The sequence below is a fragment of the Bacillus sp. CCB-MMP212 genome (assembly GCF_022748145.1).
GTDB classification, from domain to species: domain Bacteria; phylum Bacillota; class Bacilli; order Bacillales; family Bacillaceae_G; genus Bacillus_A; species Bacillus_A cereus.
Window position 1 is genome coordinate 344,181 of the sequence record NZ_JALDQE010000001.1, and the last position, 24,909, is coordinate 369,089.

Here is a 24,909-nt window from a genome sequence, read left to right on the forward strand (position 1 = left end):
GTTTATCCGCCCTTTCTTACACTTGGGCGTTTGCTACAAGCTATTGTACATACTCACTGTTACAATGATTATTAATATAATACTATATCAATATATTCTTCATTATACATGAAAATTCCTTTCAAAAAGTGACAAAAAATTAAATTCTTTAAAAATTTCATTTTTTAAATTACAATTATTCTAATTACTAAATACTATTTTTATAGAGGTGTTATTCTTATTGAGAAACCTGTCACTAACCTACTACTTAGGTTCCAAAACATGCATTACTCTCGCTGACATCGTATATGTAATGATTATTACAACTCATATTTATATAGCAACTAAATCAGCTACTATTACTGCTCTTTTTCCATTATTACAAGTTATCACAAATCTAATTGCTAACATCTCTGCACCACTAATAATAAATCGTTTTCCGTCTTATACGTTGTTATATACGCTACAATGGCTAAAAACAGTCTTTTTACTATTATTAATGATTTTGTTTCCGGTCTTATCCACAAACATTATAGCTCTATTAACTTTTATTTTTTTCATTTCATTATGTAGTGGATGGAGCGCTCCATTACTATACAGCATTCTTCCGCGCCTTACACCGAAAGAAAAATTAGTAAAAGTAAATAGTATCTTTTCCTTTTCAACACAAATTGCGCAAGCCGCCGCTTATTCATTTACGAGTGTTTTCGTTCTTCTCATTGGCGCTACATCTACACTCATGATTAATAACATGTTAATGATTTTTGGATGTATTGCATTACACTTTTCATTACGTACCATACATACTGAACGAATAGCAGATCCTCCCTCTTCAAAAAGTACTGCTTTATCGGAAGGTTGGAAACTCTTATTTCAAAATCCTTCTCTCCGTACCGTTACATATATGGACTTAATTGAAACTTTCGCCGGGACAATATGGATTGGTGCTATTACGATGGCATATGTTACGACTATCCTTCATAAAGGCGAGGAATGGTGGGGATATATTAATACAAGTTATTATGTTGGCACGTTAATCGGTGGTCTATTAGCATGGAAAATCAGTTCCTATATTCAAAACAATTTAATACGCTCCATGTCGATAGGCTCTCTTATGTTTAGCATTCTTACATTTTTATATGGTATGACAAGCAGCGGATTTATTGCGCTTTTTCTATGTGTTCTAATGGGACCATGCTATCAAATTAGAGATATTTCTCAAACGACTGTTTTACAATCAAGTGTCACCCCTTCTTTATTATCAAAAATGTATACAGCACATGGCGCCCTTCTTTCAACAGCTTCTGGTCTTTCTATGCTTAGCGTTGGCATTATTACTGATATGTTCGGTGTTCGTACAATTTATATCATCGCATCTATTCTTATTTTATGTTCCGCTTGTTTATCTTTTAGTTTATTAAAATATCATAAAACAGAGCAGAACGATATTTCACTTTAATCACTAAAACAAAAAGGACAGGCATTCCCTGTCCTTTTTATTTATTCTATTCATGACAAGTTTGGGATTTTTCTATGTTTTGTCGCCTGTTCAAAAGCGTAAGCTAGCTTAATTAACATCCCTTCACTAAAGGCAGTACTTGCAATCGTAATTCCAAAAGGTCTCCCGCTTTCCATATATCCTGCAGGTATTGCTATAGACGGATAACCCGCTTTCGCACATATAGTAGAAGCTATATAGGAAGGAAACAGTATCGCATCAAGATTATATTTTTCCAATGCAAAATCAATGCCTTGTTCTTGTGAAAAATATATATCTTCTAATCTTGCATTTAAATATTCTGGATTTCGTAACGTATTAGGAAAATCTTTTCTTCCCTCTAACTTAGTTTGTCCATATTTTAAAGCTCTTTCTGCTATGTTTTTATTAAACTCCATTAACTCCGAAATAGAATGTACCGGAATAGTAGAAGGTAATTTAGAAAGATAGTTATCTAAACTATGCTTCAGTTCATAAAGCGGCACTCCCCAACTCCATTCTCTATGAAAAGAAGGAATATTAATATTTTCTACTACTGTCGCTCCTTCATTACGTAATACTTGGATCGTTTCCTTAAACAAGATTTCATCATACTCACCATTTTCATAATAATCTTTTGGTGCATCGTTAAACACACCAATCTTCGCTCCATTTAAGCCATTAACATTAAGATATTTTGTATAATCCTGCTCTGCCCTACCTTCACTTCTATGAGTAGCAACATCTTTCTCATCTACTCCAATTAAACTCCCTAGCAAAATAGCAGCATCTGTTACCGTTCTAGCAAATGGTCCAGCTGTATCTTGCGAATAAGTAAATGGAATAATTCCTCTACGACTAATTAAACCGACAGTCGGTTTAATACCTACTACAGAATTTTGAACAGCGGGGCTCAAAATAGAAGCATCGGTTTCTGTCCCAATAGATACTACTGTAAAGTTAGCGGCAACTGCTATCGCAGATCCTGTACTAGATCCGCCAACAAACATATGGTCCTTTCCCGTTCCGTATGGATTGATTGTTTGACCACCTCTTGCACTATATCCAGCCCACATTTCAAAAGACATTGCATTTGCTAATTCTGTCATATTTGTTTTTCCTATTATTACTGCTCCGGCTTCTCGTAATTTTGTAACGAGAAATGCATCTTCACTGCTTATATTTTGTTCTAGAGCAATCGTACCTGCACTTGTATGCATGGAGTCATTCGTTTCAATATTGTCTTTAAGCAAAACAGGTATACCATGTAATGGACCCCTTATACCTTTTGTCTTTCTTTCATAATCTAACGCTTCTGCAATAAAAATAGCATCTGGATTGATTTCTAAAATAGAATTAATTTCCGGTCCGTCTTGGTCATACTTTGCGATTCTATGAAGATAATACATCACTAATTCCTTTGAAGTTAACTGCCCAGATTCCATTTCGGTTTGTATATCATGAATTGTTAATTCTTTTTTTAATACTGGATTAAACTGAATCTCCATTTATATTCTCCCTTATAGCAACTTTTTTGCGTATAACTCTTACTTTTTCATCTTTTCACCCCAACTATTCCAAACTAATATTCCTTTAAAGAAATTCAATTTATCTATTCAAAAAGCCTTTAATTTCCCGAAAAATAAAAAGAGTCTGAAACGAATGAACTTTCGCTTCAGACTCTTTTATTACTTTACATATATCTCATCCAATAAGTGTAAAAACTCTCCTTGTTTCCCTGCTAATTCAGGGCATTTTGCAATATTAACCCATTCGTAGCTAAACGCTAAACCTTGATCTTTCTCACCAGCACTTACTATATGTTCCCATGTATCTTTTACATCAGTTAGTAAAGTTACATGAAAAAAGTGACGTTTTTCATATTCCTGTTTTTCCTTCACATGTATAATGTAATCTGCTAAAAAACGCTCTATACATAAATGACGTAATCCGGATTCTTCCTGTACTTCACGCAATATAGCCGCTTCTAACGTTTCACCTTCATCAACCGTTCCCCCTGGCACTTGAATACCAGCTTCATGTATATCACGATGTTTAAAAACCAGTAATTGCATAACCCCCTCTTTTTCTCTTGTAATATATGCATGTACTTTTTTCTTATATAACATCGTCATTATACGTCTCTCCCCTCAATCATTTACTCTGTTACTTCTTCAAGCGTCAGTTGATTATCATACAAATATGTAGCTTGTGGATTTCCCACATACCTTACGTGCCATGGTTCATACCGATAGCCCGTAATCGTTTCTTTCGCTTTTGTGTATCGAATCACAAAACCAAATTTATGGGCATTTTCAGAAAGCCACTGACCTTCTTTCGTTTCCCCAAAAACCGTCTCTAACTGAAATTTAGCAGATTGAGACGTAATATCCATAGCTAATCCAGTTTGATGCTCACTTGTGCCAGGAACCGCGCTAGACATTGCTGTTTTTGCTTCCCCATCTTGTTTTTTATACATCGTATTTAATGCTTTTTGTCGATCAAAGGATCTAAATCCAGAAACTGCAAAAAGGAAAATACGCTCGTTGTTAGCTTGCTGGAACATTTCCTCAAGCGCCCTCGCTGCCTCTTTTCTCATCTTTTTCTTTTCTTGATCACCTTCACTAGAGTAGCGCACTTTCGGAATAACTAAATCTGGCGGTCTATAACCATCTGGTAAACGCCTACTTTTATTCACAAGTACAAGCATTGAATTCGGATTATTAATTACCGCAATATCCCCATCCATATTAGCAATCGTTTCTTTCGCTTTTGGAAATATACTATTTACACTTACTTCCCGCGCCTGCTTATCCTTATACATTTTATAATTGATTCCTGCTACTCCAACAATAATTATTGCAGCTACGATACCGAGTAGTGCCCATCTTTTTTTCATATAACGACCTCTTATTTTAATAATTTGGCCATTTCATACTCATCGATGTCCTTTCCATCGATAATAAGAGCAGCTTTTTTGACACCTTCTTTCTCAAATCCAGCTTTTTTATATAGTGCCTGAGCTCTTGTATTGTGGGCCATTACTGTTAATTCTAAACGCCATACATCATGTAATTTTGCCCACTTCTCAACCTCTTTAAACAATCTCGTCCCAATACCTCGCCCGTTATACTCTTGCAAAATACCAATTACAATGCTTGCCACATGCCTCTTTCTTTGAATGTTATTTCCATTCACTAATAAAAAACCTATTATTCTCTCATCTTCAACTGCTACAAATATTGTTGCATATTCATTTTCCATAAATCGATGGATCATTTTTTCTTGTTGCTCAGCTGTAGTTTTCCTTTCTCCTGGTTCATATAGCATAAACTTCGTTTCTTCATCTAATTGCTTACTTAATTGCAAAAATGATGCTGCATCTTCTACTTTGATCTCCCTAATCACCTAAATCACCCTATCAATTTCATAATATAAAAATTTTCCTTGTAAAAAGATTTTCTCTGCCATTTCAAAAATCCCTTTCTAATTCTCCTATTATAATTAGACAAATTTCGATATCGCTATAATAATTATTAATCATGTCCATTTTGTGACATCTTGCTATCCACATTTCAAACCAACACAAAAAACGTAAGCATTACACTTACGCTTTTCCAAGATTGAAGTGAGCTAATAATTATCGATAGATACCCTGGCTAATTCAAGTTTCACTTTATCCATTCACTTTTTCTGCCTGCCAAAAATATTCACCAAATGCTTTAGCAAGTGCATCAATTGATCGATTCAATTCTTCCTCCGTATTATCTACACCGCCAACTTCTATTAATATCGCTTGTCCTGATAAATCTTGATTATAGATTCCATTTCCTGTTTGAAAACCTTTTTGAATGACCCCACGACTCACTCCTGGATATTTCTTATTAATCGCCTCATGTAAAGCTGTCGCTAATTGTAAGTTTTTTTCATAATTTTTATTTCCTTTCCCTACTACAAATGCAAGCTTCGCATATGATTTATCTCCAATTGTTTTTGTCGTTACATTCTTTCGAGCACTATCACGATGCAAATCAAAAAAGTATTGAAGATCTTTATTTCCAGCCATAGCTTGCTGCACAATTTCTCGTGACATTTTATACGAACTATTACTGTTTAAACCCTTACTTATTAACTTTTGACCAACATCACTCTTATCGTTAGTAGCTCCAATCCCTTCACCTTCTAGTTGTTCACGGAAACGATCTCCTAATATAGAAATATTCGATACAGAACTCGTTGCTTTATTCGGATTCGGGTCATTCGTTAAGTTAAGTAAAGGTAAATAAGATTCCCAGCTATGTGTATGATAAATAAACGCAACTTGTCTTTTCCCGGTCGTTTGGGACGGCTGTTTTTTCTCTTTATTCGTATCTTGTTTAGGTGCTTGTCCAGTTCCACTAGTCCGTTCTTTCACTACTTCTTCAAGAGGTACACTCGACTCTATCGGTAAGTTAGAATAGTTTGTGCCCTCACCCGCAATAACAATTTCTGTATCGTACTTACCAAACCCGGGTAGCTCTTTCCCGACAAAACTGCGTACATCATTAAAGCGAATATTTGTAGCCATAGAAAAGAGAAAAGAAGAAATTGAAAAATCTTGATTCAACTTTCGATACTCCTGTGTAAAATAATGATTCTCTTTTCCAAGTACATACATGTAACCATTCATCGATAACTCATTTAACCAATTATATAAATACGTTGACTTCGTCTCTTTCATAGAGGTTACCATCATACTAATAAGAAAAAAAGTCGCTAGCACTGTAGTAATAACAAATAAAACTAACTTACGCATACTTGTAAACTTCATAAAAAAAAAGCCCCGATTCATACTATCACCTCTCTATTTCAAGTTATGTACAAGCCCTAGAGAATAGACCGTTAAAATTTCGGCTATATTGTTAATGAGGTGAAATGAATTGAAGCTATTAATAGGAATATTACCAATCGCTCTATCATTCATTTTTTATTTGTCCGCTAAGCATCCAAAAGTCTCTATTGTACTACATATTTCTGCGTACTTGGCACTGTATGTACTCGGTACAATTATTTCCATTAATATATACGATGTTTTAATACAAGATTTAGTTTTCATGACGAGCATTCATGGGATTTTACTGAATCCATTTTTCCTTATTGCAGGAGCGTATATAGGAACATACACGTTGTACCTACTTATGTCTCACATTATTATAAAAATAAAAAATGGAGCGTAATGAAATGCAACCAACATTTATCTGTCATACATGCAAAAAAAGAATTGTGAGAAAGAAAGATCTTATTACCGCCACATGGTACTTCCGCTTTTATTTATTTCACAGTGATTGTTTTAAACGACAGCAAGTGTTCCTCTCACGATTTATCCCAGTAAATACACTTTTCAATTTCTTTCTTATTATGTATGGACTTATTTTTGGCAGCATTCTTATGATTACAGAACCATCTATTATTTGGCTGATTTTCTTATTTCCCATTTTTTATCGGTTTCTTTCTTATTATTATATTGAACGTTTTTTCTCTACATAACGTGCAGACTGACCTCTCGGAATACTTAAACATTCCCACTCATTTTCTTTTAACATCTTCCCAATGTAAATAATCTGACCAATATGCAATGCATAATGAGAAATTTGCCTTTCAATTGCTTGCATGACAGTATGTGCTTCACCGCGAATGTATACCGTCTTCAATAAGTGCTCCGACGCTAAAGTATTCATCGTATTAAAAACATATTTCCATCCTTCTTGCCAAGCTATAAGGGCTTCTTCTTTTGAATGATAGCATCCCTCAAATTCACCATCTCGATTACGATCGGTTTTTTCACCATCAGACGTTAAAAAATCCGTCCATCTAGAACGCATATTACCGTGCAGATGCTTTATAATAATCGCTATACTATTTGTTTCTTCATGAGAATACCATTGTATTTGTTCATATGATAATTGAGAAAGTGCCCGTTCCCCTTGCTTCTTTGTTGCTTTAAAGTTCGAAATCGCACATTGTAAATATTCTCGTCCGATATCCATATTAGCCCCTACCTTCACCCTAGCTAATTTTCGTTCCATTTGGCAATTCCATATTAGGCTGAAGCAACACAACATCATCAGCTTCAGGAACGCCGCCAAGCACAAGCACTTCTGATTTGAATCCAGCTACACGCTTCGGTGGAAAGTTTACAACCGCAACGATTTGTTGACCGACTAAATCTTCTGGACTGTACCTTTTCGTAATTTGGGCACTTGACTGCTTTATCCCGATTTCTCCAAAATCTATTGCTAGTTTAATCGCTGGTACTCTCGCTTCTTTAAATTCCTCTGCATGTATTACAGTTCCAATTCTCAAATCCAAATTTAAAAAGTCTTCAAAATTAGCCATTTATCATTCCTCCCAATTATTACTTAGACAAAATACAAAAATCCCCTTCAAAAAAAGAAAGGTGCCTAAGCACCTTTCTTTTGTAATTCACTTGATTCATTTGATTTATAGAAGAAGAAACCGAGAATCCCGCCAATACATGATGGAATTAACCATCCAATTCCTTCGTTATATAACGGTAACATTTGTAGTACATTAGAAATCACGTCAATTTTAATTTTCGCACTTTCTAAACCGTTAAAGAAACTAATTAACAATGCACCTAAAATAGCTCCAATATAAATTGTATTACGCTTCCCAATCCACTTATGGAAATACGAAAGTACAATCAATACGATTGCAACTGGATAAATGATCATTAACACAGGTAATGTTACTGCGATTAATTGTGTTAAACCTAGGTTAGATACAATTAAACTAAATACACATACCATTGTTACAATCGTTTTATGCGAAAGTTTTGGGAATAAGTTTGTAAAGAAACCCGCACACGCCGATGTTAACCCAACAGAAGTTGTTAAACAAGCGAGTATAATAACAAGTCCTAATAAAACTTTACCACTCGTCCCATATAGCTCATTTACAACATTCGTTAAAATAAGACCACCGTTTTCTGAGACACCAAGTGATGTACTTGTTGAACCAAGATAAGCAAGTGATAAATAAATTAACGTTAAACCAAGTACAGCAATAATACCTGATACGACTGTTATTTTTGCAATTTGGCTACTCTCTTTTATCCCTTTAGAGCGAATAACTTGTACAACGACAATTCCAAATACGAGAGCACTAATTGCATCCATCGTTAAATACCCTTGAATAAATCCACCAAAGAAAGCATTTTCTTTGTAAGCAGCTAACGGCGCAGCCGGCTCTCCAATTGGATCAATAATTGCCTTTCCGACAATAACAGCGACAATTAATACTAATAATGGTGTAAGAAACTTTCCAAACCAATCCACTAATTTAGATGGATTTAATGATAAATACCACGTTATTCCGAAGAAAACTATCGTGAAAAGAAATAGCATGTACCACTCTGAAACCATTGCCTCTGATAAAAATGGCTTCATACCCATTTCAAACGAAACAGCTCCAGTACGAGGAATCGCGAAAAATGGTCCAATTGCTAAATAACTAATCAATGGGAAAATAAACGCAAATATAGGGTGGACTCTAGAAGATAGCGCTTTCAAGTCCCCCTCTACAAACGCGACAGCTGTTACAGCTAGTAGGGGTAATCCGACTCCCGTTACCAGGAATCCTATTGTAGCAATCCAAACATTCTCTCCTGCTTGTTGACCTAAAACTGGCGGGAAAATTAAATTTCCTGCTCCTAAAAATAATGCAAATAGCATCAAACCAATTGCTACCGTATCACCTGGCCTTAAACGTCCCTTCATGCTCTTCATTTGCATAGCACTTTTTCATTGTTTATCTCTATATTTTACAATATGCTATGCATCCTCCTCTCTGCTCAAGATGATAAAATATGCCCCTTACAAAGCAGTGTCTTTCTCCATAATTTCTCCATTCCCCTTATTTTTACTCTAATCATTAATACAATTGTTATTTTTGAATTTTGAGTTTTTTGAATTTTCAAATCATTAGAGTGTTATTACGTGGAGTATAGTTGTCAGACCTCTTTGTTTTTATCACACATATAGTAACATATTTAGTTGCAAAATAAAAACATATTTTCAAATTGATTTTTTTGAAAATCGAAATTATCTACATTTTTTATTCTCTTACACAAATATTGTTATAATCTCAACTATTATCTTGTCGTTATTTTAAAATAACTTTACACACGTAACATAACAAAAGCCATCCAAGATAATTAGATGGCTTTTGTATGTTACTCTATCGTTTCAACTTCACGTGGATTTTTCATCTCTTCCACATATACAACTCTAAATCCGTGATCTTCTAAATCTTTCAATAATGTCTCTAATTCACCGTCGTTAAACTCTTCTCCTAATGTAAACATAATTCTACGAACTAATAAGGCATCATTATCAAAAGTCATCAAACTTTGAATACCAGTGTATTTCTTTAAAACTGTCGATAACTTTTGGATTGCTCCATTATAGTCTTGCGTTCCAATCATGACAGAGTATTTACTAGAGTGAACGCCCCATGCATCCTCTAATAACTCAAAAACTTTTTTATGCGTTAAAATTCCAAGGAAAACCCCTTTTTCGTCAACTACTGATAAATAAGGCAATTTTTTTATTGTAAAAAATACTTTAAAGAAAGAAGAATCTTCTCTCACAAATCCCTCTTTATCGTTTAATAATTGCATTACACTCTCGTCAAGTGATCCTTTATATTCTAAAATATCTACTTTATATATATTCCCTAAAAATTTCTCTTTTTTTTCATCTAAAACTGGTACACAACGATACCCCGTTTTATTTAAATGCTCTAACGCTTCCCCTATCGTAATCGAACTTGAGCACAGTAAAACTTCCCTTTTTGGCACGTAATTCCCTTTAATCCTCATAAAAAGCCTCCTTATGTTAAAATACTTTCTGTGCCATAACTATATTATATTTTCAGAAAAAAATAAATAATTTATTTTATTTTTCTGAAAATTATTCATTTTCTTGTCATAATTTATTCATGAATCCTTCACTTGCACTTTCTTCCGCATCTAAAACCCTCCCTCTGAATTCTGAATCACTTCAATGTATCATTGTACGGACCTAATTGTTTTTTAGAAAAGTAATAATTTGTCTCCTTACTTTTCATTAACATATTTCCTTTTATAATTAAAAAATAGGTAGCTATTAGAAAGTAGATCACCCCAAATAACCAATCCAAATTTGTAGCCAGATTGTGTAAAAGAATATACCTCATATATACATAACCAATTGGAACATGTAGTAATACAACCGCACCTAATCCCGGATTATATATTGTTTTAGCTTTTATATTCGCAAAAATACCATGCCATATGAATTGAAAAAATCCCATTAAAATAGGTGCCAACCCAAGCCATATTATATTTTGAAAAAAAACCGGGAGTAAATAAAAAACATACGCAATCAAAATATTTATTACCATAGCAGATTGCGTATTTAATGGATAGCGGTCTGGTATATCACTTTTAAATATAACTACATTAAACAGACCAGCAAAATAACCTGGCCAACGATACTCTTCAAATTGATGCACTAAAATGGCCACAAAACTTAACCCTAACAGTACTTTTATTTCACTCATTTCTCCCAAATTCGCGACTAAAGAAACAACGACAACAATAGCGACAACTAACCCTATATCACACCAATGCTTTCTAAAGAAACTAGCCACCTCTATCACCCACTATCTCAATTTTTATAAAAATAACGTTCAAATAGGAAATCAATCTGTTTTTCTACAGATGGTACTTTTATATCTGCCCCTGATTCGAGAATTGGCATCATTAATGTGGGAAGAAAAATGGATCCAAATATTTGCACCGTCATCATCATTAAAATTTCCCGATCCGTTTCATTTGTTATCTCGCTCAAAATATTCTTCACTTTACTGAAACCTAGCCTCTTCAAAAAATCCCCATATTCGTATTGAGATGTAAATACCGTAGTGCCCATTGCAATAATCTTCCTAACTAACTCCGGATATTGCCGAATTACTAGTACATAATCCAATAAAAATATTTTTAATCTTTCTTTTGCTGGCACTGTAATATTATCTAAAATAGAAAAAGTGCCTTGAAAGCTAATTAATAAAACTCTAATCGTCTCACTAATTAACTTTTCTTTTGAACCAAAATGGTAATTTACTAGCGCTATATTTATATCTGAAAATGCTGCAATTTTTCTTATCGTTACCTTTTCAAAACCTTCTTTTTTAATTAATTCCAATGTTGTATTTAAAATCTTTTTTTTCGTTGATACGTTTTCATTCCCTCCCAATTTATCTCCCCCTCTAGAATGTATCAGTTAAACAACGATTTAAACATCGTTTAATTTTATGGTATCACTTTCCAATTTTAAAAATCTATTTAATACTTTCGACATTTCCCTACATTCTCTTCATTCCACACAAAAAGCGTGAAAATGCAAAACTGTTCACGCTTTTTGTATTTGTACTGTTACATACCAGTTTCTGCTTTATATTCCACACATAAAATAGATTTCTAAATACAATTTTAAATTATCCATATGCCAATACATGAAGAAAAATATATTGTAACTTGCTCCAAAAACGGCTAAAATAAGAATAAGAATTTTCTGAATATTCCAAGAGTAGGTGGTTTATATGTCCTTATTACGCTCACATATATGTAAATTTATAATTGGTGTTATTGTTATTTTTGCCATAAGTCCTATTCCAGCTCTTTTTATTACACACAATTACTCTTATCAAAATGGATTTATTAGCATTTTTCAAAACTTCGCACAGCTTTCTTCTATATCAATTCCAAAGGTTGATTGGATGCATGAATCTATCTTTTTCTCAGCAAATCAAATGATACATACTTCTAATCATTCAACACCATTATTCCCTTACATATGGGAAATATATTTTATATCAATTGTTCGTTTTACTTTTACCCTTGCGATCGGATTTTTCATAAGTTTGGGTATCGGCCATTTATTTTTCAAAGTACCTAACTCGTTTAAAAAGTTTACTACTGTATTGAATTGGATACCTTACTCTTTTTGCACTGTAGTATTACAATGTTCAGTCTTATTACTACTTCTATACGTCGCACAATTTATAAACCTTCCTTACTACTCATCTTTTATCATCGTATGTAGTACTTCCATGATTATCGTTATGCAAGCAGTAAAAAAATGGATTCCTTTCTTGAAAAACACAAATGAATATGAAATAAAACATGATTCTTTTCTTGTAGATACATTGTTTTTGGCGCTTACTTCGAATCATAAATCAATTTTAGGTTCCATTATTCTTTCATTCGTTTTTATGGAATGCGTTTTTCATGCAAGTGGACTGTTACAATTTATCGTTCAATTTGGCGGGAATTCACCCATAATTGTTACAATTGGCTTATTACTACTCTATATCCCATATAGCATACTTTCTTTCCTTCAAACACTATGGACCACAAACTACTCCAAGCAACAGTCATACACTTTAACGAGAAGTGTTCCAAAACCTTAATTGAAATAACCCTCTATAATCTAAAAGTAGGGGGTTATTCCTTTTGTATAGCGGACAAAATAACAGCAAATTCAAAAACTATTACAGAAACATACCAATATTTACCCTTTTCCTTTGACTATTCTTTTCATTTGGATTTATTATAAAAGTATAACATAATTGCAGGAGGTGACATCTTTATTCCAAACCTTGGAATGGAGAACACGCTTGGACATATTAAATATTTTTCTCATCTTTGTACTTATTCTTATTTCTGGCTTTTTCGTTGCATCAGAATTCGCTGTTGTAAAAGTACGAAAAAGTCGAATTGACCAACTTGCAAATGAAGGTAATAAACAAGCTTTAGCTGCAAGAAGCGTCCTATCTAATTTAGATGTTTATTTATCAGCTTGTCAGCTCGGAATTACAATCACTTCTTTAGGGCTTGGTTGGCTTGGTGAACCGACTGTGGAACATATACTACGACCGCTCTTTGAAAAAATTAATATTACTGGAACAATGGCTAACACTTTATCTTTTGTTATTGCTTTTAGTGTTATTACATTTTTCCACGTTGTATTAGGTGAATTAGTTCCAAAGTCTTTCGCAATTCAAAAAGCAGAAGCAATCACACTCAAATTTGCAAGACCGCTTATTTTATTTGATAAAATTATGTATCCATTCATTTGGCTACTCAATAGTACAGCTATATTTTTCACAAAACTACTCGGATTAGAACCTGCGAAGGAAAGTGAACTTGCTCATTCTGAAGAGGAATTGCGACTCATTTTAGGTGAAAGTTTTAAAAGCGGTGAAATAAACCAAACCGAATATAAATATGTAAATAACATTTTTGAATTTGATGATCGAGTTGCGAAAGAAATTATGGTTCCTCGTACCGAAATGATTTGCTTGTCTACTGAAAATACGTTAGAAGAAAATATGGATATCGTCGCTACTGAAAAATATACACGCTATCCAATCATTGAAAAAGATAAAGATGATATCATTGGGATGATCAATACGAAAGAAGTATTCCATGATCAAACGAAAGGTATTTATAAACCACTTGAATCTTATATACATCCTGTTCTAACTGTATTTGAAACAGTTCCAATTCGTAAAACGTTAGTCCACCTTCAAAAAAATCGCGTTCAGATGGCAATCGTTATGGATGAATATGGTGGTACTGCCGGACTTTTAACGATGGAAGATATTCTTGAAGAAATCATTGGAGAAATTCAAGACGAATTCGATGCTGATGAATCACCTATGATTGAAAAGCGTACACCTAAGCTTACTGTTTTAGATGGAAAGGTGCTTATTTCTGAAGTAAATGATATGTTTGGCCTACATATTGATGATAGTGATTTAGATACAATCGGAGGATGGCTTCTCTCTCAAGCAGTTGACTTAAATATTGAAGCTGGCTATTCCATTGAATATGCTGGTTTTCAATTTAAAGTATTAGAACTTGATGGACATCAAGTCAAAAAAGTTGCTGTACATAAACTAGATATTAAAAAGGAGCTATAAAGTGACTGTTTTATTAACAATTTGTATCATTGCCTGTTTCGTTGTTTCATTTCTCGCCTTTATTTATCCAATTATCCCTGGCATACTAGCTGTCTGGGCTGGATATTTGATTTACCATTTCGGTATAAATGGAGGCGAATTAACAACTTCTTTTTGGATTATTCAAGTCATTTTCACTCTTTTCATTTTCGTTGCTGATTTTATTGCAAATGGATATTTCTTAAAAAAATACGGTAGTTCTAAATGGGGTGAACGTGTCGGAATGATTTCTATCATTGTCGGCTCGTTCTTCTTCCCACCATTCGGACTTATTATCATACCGTTCTTATCAGTATTTATAACAGAACTAGTACATAAAAAATCGCCAAAAGATGCTTTTCTAGTTGGAGTCGCTACTGTAGTTGGTTTTTTAAGCAGTACAGTAGCGAAAGCAATTCTCCAAATCATTATGATTATCATCTTCTTGTGTTATATCATCTTTTAACCATCCCGACTTCGGGATGGTTTTTTAATATGCAATACCTACTCGACTATTTTCATATATATTTTTCTTACATAGATCCCATGCAAAGTGTGCTGTATCACCCACTGTAATTTTTGATCCACCCTCTGGCAATATATCTTTTTCAGTTCGATATACCTCTGTCGCCTCACCATCTATTAAATGTGTCGGACAAACAACTGTCCAACATAAATTATTACTATTACTTAGTACCTTATATGCAGCCAAATGATCTTCCGCTGCCGTTGTCGTTTTCCTTTTTGATTCCGTTGATTGAAAACGATATAAATTTAGATCTGTTCTTGCTTGTAAAATACCAGCTGTTCCTATTGTTATGATCCTACGAATCCCATCTTCTTCCATTTTCTTTATAATTTGTGGCATACTCTTCGCTAATGTTCCATTTTGATCCGTTCCAAGTGCACTAATTACTATATCACTTCCTTCTATCGCTTTCTTTATATCATTTTCGTTCAATACATTCCCTTCTATCACTCTTAACCTTTCATGTTGTATCTCTATTCTATTTAAATCACGCGCTAATGCAGTCACTTCAGCTGAATCCTTTAATGCTAAATTAATTATGTTTGAACCTACTCGTCCTGTTGCTCCCAATATACATACTTTCATTTGTTTTCCCCCTCTTTCATTCTCTTTCTATTTTTCAATAATCTCAGTCAATTTACAACAAAAAAACTTCCTCATATATAAGAGGAAGCTTTATTATTACTTTATTTCTTTTCTTTAGAATCAGTAGACTTCTCGGTTCCGCTTGTTTCTTTATCCTTTTTGTCCTCTTGTTGTGTTGTTGTGTCGTCTTCTTTCTTCTTGTCCTCACCTTTACTACAACCTACCATTAATAAAGAACTTGCAAGTGCCATAGCAGTTAATGATTTAACCCATTTGTTCATTTGCGTTTCCTCCTTGTGATAGAATATGTACAACCTCATATTACTCTCTATTTTTAAAGGAGAGATTGAAAAACAGTAAATATACGGTAAATTTTTGTAAATTTTCCGATAACAAAACCTAATTTTAATTTATATATTTCATTTCCAATCGATACACAATAAAACTAGTTTTTTCTCTCAATGGACGTAAAAAAACTAAGGCGCATACCATTTCGCCTTAGTTTCTCATGCAAACTTTTCATTTTCATATAGATGTGTAATCTTATATTCCTTCTTCATAACATATTGCCACACACTATAAGCGTAACGGTTCATTTTCAGGAAACAATTTTCCAAAAATGAGCGAAACTCTGGGTTAGCAACTTCCACTGCAACTTGAGCAAACTTTAAAGCTAATCGTTTCAAATGCGCAATATAACTGGTTGCAATATGAATATCCCCTGTATATTTACTAACTGTTTCCTTTCCCATTTCATGCAAATCAAACTCCATTGTTTCACAGGTTATATGCTGCACATTCTCTCCTTCTTGAAAATTTACTTGTTCATTATATGCTTGTAACATATATGGTAAATGGTGCTGTAATAGATTTTTTAATTCTTCGTCTCTGACCTTTCCAGCATACTCTCCAACCTTATATATTAGCATATAACTATATTTCATTAATTCTTTCATACAGTCCATTAAAGCGCCTCCCTTCTCTTTTGTCCATATACTATAAATATGATGCTAAAACATTCGCTATTCTCGCTAAAAACCAATCCCATCTACTAATTTTCTCAAAATCTTCTTCAGAAAATCGTTTTGATTTATGAAAGTCTACCTGTAATCGACTCCATACTTCATCAACAACTGTTTTATCATATATGATACAGTTAGACTCACAATTTAAATAAAAACTTCTATTATCAAAATTCGCTGTCCCAATATCAACAATTTCTCCATCAATAATTGTTACTTTCCCATGAAAAAATCCATTTCGATATTGATAAATCTCCGCTCCAGCATGTAACATATCTTTCAAATATGGATAGGCAGCTTGTTTTAACAATATGGCATCACTTTTAAATGGCACGAGAATTTTCACATTAACACCACGATTTAATGCAGCTTTTAACTCTTTCACCATTTCTTTACTTGGTACAAAATATGGTGTAGCGATAATTAAAGACTTTTTAGCCTTTTTTAAAAGTGCCCCATACTTTTCCCATAAGCCTTTTCCATTTGAAAATAAATATTGATATTTCACATTCCCTAATGTAGGTATCCTTTCATGTATAGGCATTTTTTCTCCTGTATCTTCTTTCCAATCTTCGGCGAACTTTCTTTCCATATCCGCTGCACCCTCACCATGGATGCGCACGTGATAATCACGCCATGGCCCAAACTTTGGATTTTGTCCAAGGTACTCCTTTCCGATATTAAAACCACCGACGTATGATACCTTTCCATCTATCGTAACAATACGTCTATGATTCCGTTGATGCAAAGAATAGAAAACATTTTTCAGTTTCGGTTTTTTACTAAATGTAAACTTCACACCGTTTTCCTTTAATCGGCTAATTACCTTTTTCTTGAGCTTATATCCACCTATCCGATCGACTGACAATTTCACTTCTACTCCACTAGATGCTTTTTTCTCTAATAACTGTAAAAACTCTTCGCTTATTTCATCTTTTCCTACAATATAAAAATGGATATATATATACTTTTCTGCTTCGTTTATATCCTCAAATAATTTTCTATATAACTCTTCACCGTTCGTATATAGTTGAAATTCACCTAATCGAACTTGTCCTAATTCATATTCACTAGCCATTTCCTTCCCCATTTCCACATCGATGTTCATCCAAATGAATACACCTATTAAACAAAGGATTATAGCGAAAAAGTGCTTCATGGATAAATTCCTTTCTCCACTTACTGTTATTTCTATATCTTCCCTTTTTTATTACATTATCATTCAAGAAAATATGTCATTGCATGATATATGTCCATATCAAACAATAGCTCATTTGCATATTGTATGTTGTATCTTAAAATAAAAGGAGGAAATAACAATGGGCTTCGCACATGGTAATGGATTTGCGCTATTAGTCGTATTATTTATCCTCTTAATCATCGTCGGTGCTGCTTGCTTCTGCTAAGTAGCTACTGTCATATGATATGTGGATGAAAAAACTATAAAAGCGGACACCTATTTTTAGGTGTCCGCTTTTCATTTTAAAACCATTTCCGCCTGCTATTGTAACTTAAATGGCTAAACATTTATCTCAAAAGGTTAACAATGTAGCTACTTTCTTACTCTCTGCCTTACGTATATGACGCTGCTCTGCACGTAACACTGCAATACGATGTAATTCTTTCTCTTCTTCTGTTTCAGGGATAACACGCGGTACTGGAACTGGATTATTTCCCTTACTAAGTGCAACAAAAGTAACGAATGACGTTGCCGCTATACGCTTCTCACCTGAAATTAAATCTTCAGCCACTACCTTCACAAACACTTCCATCGAAGTTCTTCCCGTCCAAATTACGAAAGATTCATAACTAACACAATCTGAAGAACGAACAGGATGTAAGAAATCAACCCAGTCCATAGATGCTGTGACACATTCCTTTCTCGAATGTCTGGATGCTGAAATAGAAGCAACCATATCCATCTCCGCTAATATCTTCCCACCAAATAGCGTGTTATGATCATTTAAATCTGTTGGGAATACCCGGCTCGTTTTGAACACCCTTGACTCATTGGCTGTTTTCCCCTTTACTTCTGTCATTGTTATCACCCCTTTAATGATCTATCCCTAATATTTCAATAATCCCTATACCAAATGAACTACACATTTAATATTAGCAACATTCAGAACTTTTAGTCCACAAAAAAGAACCGATTTTATCAATCGGCTCCTCTAAATACATATTGTTCTTTCGGCTGTTCAACTTTATTCCATTTTGTTACTTCTAATACAGGAATATTCGCATGAAACGGCTGATAAAACTCAGTAGTTATCTCTCCTTCTACTTGAATCCAGTCATCATTATTCCACTCTACGCCTTCTGGTTTTTTCACTAACATACCATATACACCAGAATCCGCTACACAGTGTATAATACCGAAACGGAATAAGAAATATTGTTCTTTTTTAGAAGAATCATCTCTAAAAACAAACCCTTTAAAAGATAATTTTTTCCCAGTAAACTCGCCAGGATAATTATAAATTGTTTCCATACCCTTTAGGAAGTCTTCATCTTTCAAATTAATATTGTCTTTCGTAACAAACTCTTTCTTCCCTTTTTCCATTACACCGCGGTATCCTTCTTTCCCGTAATAAATGCTCGTATCAGGTCTTAGAAATTGTCTTGTCATAAATGGATCCTTACTTTCTGCTTGTGCAACAGGAAAATGAAATCCTTTCGCCTTAACAATATCTGAATCTAACGTTGCAATCGGGAAAAATAAGCCTGAGATAATTGGAAAACAAAACAAGGAGTACGAAAATGCTTTTTTCCACCATGTATTCTCATCTTTTGAATGATCATGTCCGCAATGGCTATGGTCACAACTGCAATCATTTTTCTCTTTTTCCTTTTGGTGCTCTTTTTGGAAAACGACGATAATTTGTACAATCGTTAAGAAACCTAAAATAATTGCTGCTGTTGTTGATAAATAGGCATACTTCATATTGATATACTTCGTAATGTTACCGGAAATATGAAGCTGCGCAATTAATATTGTAAAACCTAATAATATATATGCTCGAAACATAACCTACCACCCCATCGCATAAATGAGTAGTGAGCTTGCATAAACAACAAGAGTAACTGTAACTATAACAACAATTACAAATTTAGTTTTAAATGTCGCAAGCATCATAAACATATTTTTAATATCCACCATCGGTCCGTAAACGAGGAACGCGACAAGTGAAGCTGTTGAAAACGTACTTTGGAACGAAGAAGCGATAAATGCATCTGCCTCTGAACAAAGTGATAATATATAAGCAAGTCCCATCATAACAGCTGATGAAGAAAACGGACCTTGTCCAATAGCAAGAAGTGTTGAAGTTTGTACAAACGTTTGTACCGCTGCTGCAATTAACGCACCTAGTACTAAATATTTTCCCATTGAGAAGAATTCCTCAACAGCGTGTGTACATACATCCCACATTTTTTTACGCAGTGGACGCTTATTATTCACTTCTGGGAAGTGATCATCTCTTAATTGATGTTCTTTAAACATAAAGGATAATATAATTCCAACGATAATGGCTACGATAATCGCTACAATAGAACGATACCATACCATGTGCATACTACTCCCAAAGGCAACGTATGTTGCAAATAAAACAACTGGATTAATAATTGGACCAGTTAACATAAATGCAATCCCTGCGTATGGTGGAACGCCTTTTCCGATTAATCGTCTTACAATCGGAACAATTCCACATTCACAACCTGGAAACAACATGCCTAAAAAAGTAGCTAATAAAACAGACAGAAATCGGTTCTTCGGCATCCATTTAGCCACCATATCTTCTGTCACGAACATTTGAATGAATCCTGAAATAAATACACCAATTAGCACAAACGGAAGTGCTTCGATCAATATGGAGATAAAAATTGTATTCATTTGCAGGAATGCTTTCGGTAATTGAAACAATTCCATGATGTATTTCCTCCAACTTTTCATTAACAATATGTAATTTTAACCCCATTTCATTAATTGGACAAGGTTTATATGGCATACATACCCTTTATATACATTACATTGTACAAGTTATATTCTATTCAAAATTTGAGATTTCATAGCAAAAAAGCTGCTCTAGCGTAGTTATATAACTATGCTAGAGCAGCTTTTTTATCGTTAAAAGTAACGTTTCTTCCAAAAAACAAAAGCTAACGTGAAAGATAGTGTTACACATATGATGAGTACAATTACAAAACCGTGGGCTTCCCCTTCAAACGGAACCTTTACGTTCATTCCAAAGAAACTAGAAACCATCGTCGGTAAAGATAAAATGATTGTAATTGACGTTAACAGTTTCATAACACTATTTAAATTATTTGATATAACGGAGCTAAAAGTATTCATCATTCCACTTAAAATGTGACTATATATTTCCGCCATTTCAATAGCCTGCTTATTTTCAATTAATACATCTTCTAATAAATCTTGATCGTCTTCATACATTTTTAAAAATGTACTATTACGCATTAACTTTTGAATTACAATTTTATTAGCCTTTAATGACGTTGTAAAGTATACTAAACTTTTCTCAAGGCCTAATAATGTGAAGATCTCTTTATTTTTCATTGACTGATTTAATTGATGCTCTAAATCAATTGTTTTTCGATTTATTTGCTTTAAGTATCTTAAATAATAAGTAGAAATCGTATATAAGAGCTGAAGTGCAAAGCGCGTCTTTTTAAACGTATAAAATTCTTTAATACGTTGATTAATAAAACGTTCAAAAATTGGATTCTCTTCTAAGCAGATTGTAACAAAACAATCCGGCATCACAATCATACCTATTGGAATCGTGTCATAAATCGAATTTCCTTCTTCGTCATGTCTAACTGTCGGAATATCCACGATAATTAAAGTATTATTGTCTTCCTTTTCAATACGAGAGCGTTCTTCATCATCCAAAGGGTCTTTAATGAAATCTAAGTCTACATTTAAAGTTTGTACTAGATATTGAATTTCTTCTTCTGTTGGATGAAGTACATTAATCCAGCACCCCTTTTGCATTTCCTCAATCTCTTGTAGTTTTCCGTTTCGGTCTGTTAAATATATATTTAACATACTATCACCCCGATTCTTTTTACATGTAGGAATCTACCTCTCTTAAATCACAGTTTTTAAACCGCCATTCTCAGCATATGAAACATACGTTTAAATTTCAATAGAAAAATTATTTTGAAAACGTTTTTATAGGAAAAATATTATAAAGTGAAACTTTAATCAGTGGGTGGCTTCATCCCCCACTGATTATTAGCCCTCACAAATCGGGCTTTTACGGGCTACCCGCCCCCAACCAAACTTCTTTTCTTTCACTGAATTTTGAGGTGAGGGTCTCACTGCCCGTTAAAGCGGGATAAACATAGAAAAAGACAGAGTGCTCTCTGCCTTAAAAGCTTATGTTGCCTTTATAACATATTTAGAAAGCATCCACAAGTTAAACCCGACTGAAATCGTATAGCCAGCGTATGTTGAAATGATAAAACTTACATAATCGAAATACGGAAGCAATACAATATTTAAAACTATCTTCACAATAATTCCAATCACTAGTCCTAGCACCGTCTTCTGCTGTTGATTGATTCCTTGTAGCATAGCAGCCGTTACTGTAAAAAGAGAAAATAATATGCAAGCAGGAGCATAATACTGTAAAATGATTCTCCCCATCTCTGGATCATTTCCAGCACCGAATAAAAGAGTATATACAGGCTTGGCTAACACCATCATTCCAATTGCCGCCGGTACCGTAATCGCTACTACTAATACATTTGTTCTCGTAAAATGTTTGTACAATAGCTTCGTATTTCCTGCTGTGTAAGCTTTCGTCATCTCTGGTACGAGAGACATACTAAAAGCTGTCGCAACGGATACCGGGATGAGCACAACCATTTGAACAAGACCAATTATCGCATTAATTTTTTCCGCTTCTCCTTGCATATACCCTATTTGTATAAGTAGTTTATTAATTGTAAATGTATCAATCGTCTGATACAACGGAATTGCTAAGCCCACCACAACAAAAGGAATAGAATATGTAAAGAGCTCCTTATAAAGCGAGAAAAAAGATTTCGTTGTTTGTGGTATACTTGCCATTTCTTTTTTCTTTAAGTGCCTTCTCCTTCTCATATAATACGCACTTAAAACAGTTAATCCACCTACCGCTCCCATAAAGGCACCAAATGTTGAAATACCAACTGCTAGCGAGACAGATGCTTTTAAAATATATAAAACGACAAAGCTTCCTATTAAAATGGTTAAAACCCGAAAAAATTGCTCTACAACGACACTTAATGCAGAAGGCCCCATCGATTGGAATCCTTGAAAGAAGCCCCTTAATAAACTCATTACTGGCACAAGTATTAACGCAAAACTTACAATTCGAATATTAGTAGTAACCGCTCCTACACTATTCCCCGTTTGATCATTCCCATCGATGACAAGCTTAGCTAAATGCGGAGCTAGCATATATAACGTAAAACACGAAATGACTCCCATTATAAACATAAACACGATTCCACTTTTCAACACTCTCTTAACCGTATGATAATCATTCAGTTGATCATATTTTGATACCATTTTTGAAACTGCAAGTGGTAATCCCATTGTCGCAATGCTGAGCATAATGGTATAGGGACGATATGCATACGTGTATAAAACATACCCACTCGTACCGACCATTGCTGTAAATGGTATAACATATATAAATCCTAACATTTTTGATATCATCGTTGCCATCGTTAAAAATATCGTTCCACGTATAAACGGTGACCCTTTCATCACATTCCTCCGCTACGCTTTATTATTACACATTATGGACAACTCCTTTTTTTTAGAACCGGAAACAAATAAAAAAGCCAATGAAAAATCATTGACTTTAACGCGCAGCTTTTTTCTTTTTGAAATACTTTAAACCAAAGTATAGAGCAATAAAAAGAACAGCTCCTATAATTATGTAATGTGTGTAATCAGATGCATACTCTTTAATTTGTCGCCAATTCCCACCAAGTTTTTCACCTAAGTATATAAATAGAATTGACCACGGAATGATCGCTACAACCGTATAAAGTGTAAATAGTTTTAATGGCATCTTAGCTAGTCCTGCTGGAATAGAGATCGCATGACGTACTACTGGTATAAAGCGCGCAGAAAATATTACGCCTGCTCCATAACGTTTAAACCAACCTTCTGCTATGTCTAAATGATGTTTATTAATAAGTAGATATTTCCCGTATTTCTCTACAACCGGACGCCCTCCGTAGTATCCAAGCCAGTATAAAAAGATTTGTGCTAAAGTACCACCAATCGTTCCGGCGATAACTGCACCAACAAAACTAATTTTACCATTCGCTACTAAAAAGCCAGCATACGAAAGTACAATTTCACTTGGGATTACTTCAATCATTAAAGCAAGAGCTACTCCAAAGTAACCTAAGCTTGCAAAAAATTGCAATAACTGATCTATTATGTTTGCTAACATGTTCTTTTTTATCTCCTTTTTTCTTCACATACCATCCCATTATTACATAAAGGCTGCAATCTGCCAATATCTTCATTTTAACAATATGTACAATTCAAGCAGGATTAATCTATTAATTTCTCTTTCTGTGGGTCTTTCATGTAGGCAAACATCTCTTTAATTTGGTCTTCTGTATTTCTAGCAATTGATAAATTAGGCAATTCATTTTCACCAAAAAACTCCACCTCTTCTGTTTCAATGCTAGTTTTCTTTTCTCCACCAATAATCTCGCATCCAATGAAAATCTTATATACATGCGTCGCCGATGGAGATGGTTGATGTTTTTCTTTATCAAATATAGCTAGTAACTTAAAATGATCTACCTCATAACCAGTCTCTTCGAAAACTTCTTTTGCTGCAACTTCGGTTGGCGTATAACCGACATCAGCCCATCCACCTGGCAATGCCCATTTCCCATCGCTTTTTTCTTTCACAAATAATAACTTTTCATTTTGAAAAACAACCGCTCTTATATCAACTTTAGGTGTTTGATAGCCTGTCTCACTTGCAAATAATTTCTCTACGACTTCCCAATCTGTTTTCGTGTAATGTGACATCATTGAAATAGAAATATCTCGTAATTGCTGGAAACGCTCAATATCATACACATCCTTAGAATACGTTAAACCCGCTTGAGCTATAGATTGTATTTGTTTTACCCAATCAATCCATTTAATCGTCATATATCCGCATCCCCATTCTCTATCAAATATATTACTTCATTTTTATTGATACATCTTTATTATACAA

General features: G+C 34.0%; 29 protein-coding genes. 7 read left to right on the forward strand and 22 right to left on the reverse strand.

The window, feature by feature from the left end:
* The first annotated feature begins 220 nt into the window (after positions 1-220).
* The gene (locus MRP26_RS01755; protein WP_242805926.1) at positions 221-1,438 is read left to right on the forward strand and encodes an MFS transporter; all 1,218 of its coding nucleotides are present in this window, start codon (positions 221-223) and stop codon (positions 1,436-1,438) included.
* Between the two features lie 50 nt (positions 1,439-1,488).
* Here the strand turns inward: MRP26_RS01755 and MRP26_RS01760 are convergent, their stop codons facing one another.
* The 5 genes from MRP26_RS01760 to spoIIP form a co-directional block, all read right to left on the reverse strand.
* Positions 1,489-2,964, reverse strand: a complete 1,476-nt coding sequence (locus MRP26_RS01760; RefSeq protein ID WP_088023984.1) for an amidase family protein — start codon at positions 2,962-2,964, stop codon at positions 1,489-1,491.
* A 180-nt stretch (positions 2,965-3,144) separates the two neighbouring features.
* On the reverse strand, positions 3,145-3,591 hold the full coding sequence (locus MRP26_RS01765) for an NUDIX hydrolase (protein WP_016512975.1): 447 nt from the start codon (positions 3,589-3,591) through the stop codon (positions 3,145-3,147).
* Positions 3,592-3,614: 23 nt separating this feature from the next.
* Positions 3,615-4,355, reverse strand: a complete 741-nt coding sequence (locus MRP26_RS01770; protein WP_000747650.1) for a M15 family metallopeptidase — start codon at positions 4,353-4,355, stop codon at positions 3,615-3,617.
* A gap of 11 nt (positions 4,356-4,366) precedes the next feature.
* Positions 4,367-4,864, reverse strand: a complete 498-nt coding sequence (locus tag MRP26_RS01775; RefSeq protein ID WP_197241109.1) for a GNAT family N-acetyltransferase — start codon at positions 4,862-4,864, stop codon at positions 4,367-4,369.
* A 268-nt stretch (positions 4,865-5,132) separates the two neighbouring features.
* The gene (gene spoIIP, locus MRP26_RS01780; protein WP_001079282.1) at positions 5,133-6,287 is read right to left on the reverse strand and encodes a stage II sporulation protein P; all 1,155 of its coding nucleotides are present in this window, start codon (positions 6,285-6,287) and stop codon (positions 5,133-5,135) included.
* Positions 6,288-6,375: 88 nt separating this feature from the next.
* On the opposite strand from spoIIP, the gene MRP26_RS01785 reads away from it, so the two are divergent.
* Together MRP26_RS01785 and MRP26_RS01790 are read left to right on the forward strand one after the other, a co-directional pair.
* Positions 6,376-6,672 carry a hypothetical protein gene (locus MRP26_RS01785; RefSeq protein WP_000770732.1) on the forward strand — a complete coding sequence of 99 codons (297 nt, stop codon included), beginning with the start codon at positions 6,376-6,378 and terminating at the stop codon, positions 6,670-6,672.
* A 4-nt stretch (positions 6,673-6,676) separates the two neighbouring features.
* Positions 6,677-6,982, forward strand: a complete 306-nt coding sequence (locus MRP26_RS01790) for a permease (protein ID WP_071714392.1) — start codon at positions 6,677-6,679, stop codon at positions 6,980-6,982.
* Here MRP26_RS01790 and MRP26_RS01795 read toward each other — a convergent pair.
* From MRP26_RS01795 to MRP26_RS01820, 6 genes are all read right to left on the reverse strand, one after another.
* Entirely contained in the window at positions 6,955-7,521 is a 567-nt protein-coding gene (locus MRP26_RS01795; protein ID WP_197241110.1) for a DUF1572 domain-containing protein, read from the reverse strand. The two genes, MRP26_RS01790 and MRP26_RS01795, sit on opposite strands and share 28 nt — an antisense overlap.
* A complete protein-coding gene (gene csaA / locus MRP26_RS01800; protein WP_001263018.1) occupies positions 7,502-7,831 on the reverse strand; it encodes a chaperone CsaA in 330 nt (109 codons plus the stop codon). The genes MRP26_RS01795 and csaA overlap by 20 nt, the downstream gene beginning before the upstream one ends.
* A gap of 65 nt (positions 7,832-7,896) precedes the next feature.
* Positions 7,897-9,234, reverse strand: coding sequence for a branched-chain amino acid transport system II carrier protein BrnQ4 (brnQ4, locus tag MRP26_RS01805; RefSeq protein ID WP_422851053.1), 1,338 nt, complete (start codon positions 9,232-9,234; stop codon positions 7,897-7,899).
* Between the two features lie 455 nt (positions 9,235-9,689).
* Positions 9,690-10,337: a cyclic di-AMP binding protein CbpA gene (gene cbpA / locus MRP26_RS01810; RefSeq protein ID WP_001220528.1), complete on the reverse strand. Its 648-nt coding sequence runs from the start codon at positions 10,335-10,337 to the stop codon at positions 9,690-9,692.
* Between the two features lie 176 nt (positions 10,338-10,513).
* Positions 10,514-11,158 carry an HXXEE domain-containing protein gene (locus MRP26_RS01815; RefSeq protein ID WP_002153048.1) on the reverse strand — a complete coding sequence of 215 codons (645 nt, stop codon included), beginning with the start codon at positions 11,156-11,158 and terminating at the stop codon, positions 10,514-10,516.
* Between the two features lie 8 nt (positions 11,159-11,166).
* Positions 11,167-11,754, reverse strand: coding sequence for a TetR/AcrR family transcriptional regulator (locus MRP26_RS01820; RefSeq protein ID WP_242805928.1), 588 nt, complete (start codon positions 11,752-11,754; stop codon positions 11,167-11,169).
* A 346-nt stretch (positions 11,755-12,100) separates the two neighbouring features.
* Between MRP26_RS01820 and MRP26_RS01825 the strand changes: the two genes are divergently transcribed.
* From MRP26_RS01825 to MRP26_RS01835, 3 genes are all read left to right on the forward strand, one after another.
* Positions 12,101-12,970 (forward strand): hypothetical protein, encoded by an 870-nt coding sequence (locus MRP26_RS01825; RefSeq protein ID WP_000055272.1) that lies wholly within the window; start codon positions 12,101-12,103, stop codon positions 12,968-12,970.
* A gap of 207 nt (positions 12,971-13,177) precedes the next feature.
* Complete coding sequence (locus MRP26_RS01830; protein WP_000353738.1) at positions 13,178-14,485, forward strand: hemolysin family protein; 1,308 nt, start codon at positions 13,178-13,180, stop codon at positions 14,483-14,485.
* A gap of 1 nt (position 14,486) precedes the next feature.
* Positions 14,487-14,969 carry a DUF456 domain-containing protein gene (locus MRP26_RS01835; RefSeq protein WP_000217339.1) on the forward strand — a complete coding sequence of 161 codons (483 nt, stop codon included), beginning with the start codon at positions 14,487-14,489 and terminating at the stop codon, positions 14,967-14,969.
* Between the two features lie 24 nt (positions 14,970-14,993).
* On the opposite strand, the gene MRP26_RS01840 is transcribed toward MRP26_RS01835, so the two are convergent.
* The 4 genes from MRP26_RS01840 to cls form a co-directional block, all read right to left on the reverse strand.
* On the reverse strand, positions 14,994-15,617 hold the full coding sequence (locus MRP26_RS01840; RefSeq protein WP_000861644.1) for an NAD(P)-dependent oxidoreductase: 624 nt from the start codon (positions 15,615-15,617) through the stop codon (positions 14,994-14,996).
* Positions 15,618-15,718: 101 nt separating this feature from the next.
* Positions 15,719-15,898: a hypothetical protein gene (locus MRP26_RS01845; RefSeq protein ID WP_001045960.1), complete on the reverse strand. Its 180-nt coding sequence runs from the start codon at positions 15,896-15,898 to the stop codon at positions 15,719-15,721.
* A 225-nt stretch (positions 15,899-16,123) separates the two neighbouring features.
* Positions 16,124-16,582 (reverse strand): spore coat protein, encoded by a 459-nt coding sequence (locus tag MRP26_RS01850; RefSeq protein WP_000340527.1) that lies wholly within the window; start codon positions 16,580-16,582, stop codon positions 16,124-16,126.
* 31 nt (positions 16,583-16,613) lie between these two features.
* The gene (gene cls, locus MRP26_RS01855) at positions 16,614-17,798 is read right to left on the reverse strand and encodes a cardiolipin synthase (RefSeq protein ID WP_242805930.1); all 1,185 of its coding nucleotides are present in this window, start codon (positions 17,796-17,798) and stop codon (positions 16,614-16,616) included.
* Positions 17,799-17,958: 160 nt separating this feature from the next.
* On the opposite strand from cls, the gene MRP26_RS01860 reads away from it, so the two are divergent.
* A complete protein-coding gene (locus tag MRP26_RS01860) occupies positions 17,959-18,045 on the forward strand; it encodes a YjcZ family sporulation protein (protein WP_000505094.1) in 87 nt (28 codons plus the stop codon).
* A 126-nt stretch (positions 18,046-18,171) separates the two neighbouring features.
* Here the strand turns inward: MRP26_RS01860 and MRP26_RS01865 are convergent, their stop codons facing one another.
* From MRP26_RS01865 to MRP26_RS01895, 7 genes are all read right to left on the reverse strand, one after another.
* On the reverse strand, positions 18,172-18,678 hold the full coding sequence (locus MRP26_RS01865) for an acyl-CoA thioesterase (RefSeq protein WP_053564687.1): 507 nt from the start codon (positions 18,676-18,678) through the stop codon (positions 18,172-18,174).
* Between the two features lie 119 nt (positions 18,679-18,797).
* Positions 18,798-19,667, reverse strand: coding sequence for a TIGR03943 family putative permease subunit (locus MRP26_RS01870; RefSeq protein ID WP_000488059.1), 870 nt, complete (start codon positions 19,665-19,667; stop codon positions 18,798-18,800).
* 3 nt (positions 19,668-19,670) lie between these two features.
* On the reverse strand, positions 19,671-20,567 hold the full coding sequence (locus tag MRP26_RS01875; protein WP_000418716.1) for a permease: 897 nt from the start codon (positions 20,565-20,567) through the stop codon (positions 19,671-19,673).
* A gap of 198 nt (positions 20,568-20,765) precedes the next feature.
* Positions 20,766-21,707 (reverse strand): magnesium transporter CorA family protein, encoded by a 942-nt coding sequence (locus MRP26_RS01880; protein ID WP_000932389.1) that lies wholly within the window; start codon positions 21,705-21,707, stop codon positions 20,766-20,768.
* Between the two features lie 333 nt (positions 21,708-22,040).
* Positions 22,041-23,420, reverse strand: a complete 1,380-nt coding sequence (locus tag MRP26_RS01885) for a putative polysaccharide biosynthesis protein (protein ID WP_000678842.1) — start codon at positions 23,418-23,420, stop codon at positions 22,041-22,043.
* Between the two features lie 97 nt (positions 23,421-23,517).
* Positions 23,518-24,120, reverse strand: coding sequence for an undecaprenyl phosphate transporter UptA (gene uptA / locus MRP26_RS01890; protein WP_000880691.1), 603 nt, complete (start codon positions 24,118-24,120; stop codon positions 23,518-23,520).
* 104 nt (positions 24,121-24,224) lie between these two features.
* A complete protein-coding gene (locus MRP26_RS01895; RefSeq protein WP_000153584.1) occupies positions 24,225-24,842 on the reverse strand; it encodes an NUDIX hydrolase N-terminal domain-containing protein in 618 nt (205 codons plus the stop codon).
* Between the last annotated feature and the right edge of the window lie 67 nt (positions 24,843-24,909).